This is a genomic window from Methylobacterium sp. E-065 (assembly GCF_022829605.1).
Lineage (GTDB): Bacteria > Pseudomonadota > Alphaproteobacteria > Rhizobiales > Beijerinckiaceae > Methylobacterium.
In genome coordinates this window covers 1-420 of the sequence record NZ_JAKSYD010000208.1, presented here as the reverse complement: position 1 = coordinate 420, position 420 = coordinate 1, and the positions used below count along the sequence as shown (strand labels likewise).

Annotated in this window: 1 protein-coding gene; it reads left to right on the top strand. The window is 66.2% G+C overall.

The features are described 5' to 3' along the window. A partial coding sequence (locus MKK84_RS25535) for a hypothetical protein (RefSeq protein WP_243924834.1) occupies window positions 1-259 on the top strand: 259 nt, incomplete at its 5' end. Window positions 260-420: the final 161 nt, after the last annotated feature.

Below are 420 nucleotides of genomic sequence, written 5' to 3'. Positions count from 1 at the left end.
GCCGCCAGCGCAGGCCTCCTGTTTGGAGGCGTCCGACATGGCCTACAGCGTCAGGATCGATCGCATCGGGAAGGTTGGGGTGCCGCGGAGCGCTCCCCGGGTCTATCAAGCGAAGGACGAGGCGGACGCTATCACGATCGGGGCCTACGAGGTGGACGGGAGTAAGCCCGATCGCCCCCGGGTCGCCGCTGTCACCGACGCCTCCGTGCGCATGGTGTTCACCTACTCCGGGCGGGCCAGTACGGCGGCTCAGACGTGACCGGGAAGGAGCGAGAGGTTCCGGAGCTCCACGGTCGTGAGATCATAACCCTCGTCGGCATGATGCTCGCGTCCCAACGTGCGTTCTTGGCGGTCGCGATGCTGGGGCTTTGAGGCGCACTATCGTAGTCGCAGTTCGACGGCCCGACTCTACAGGAACCC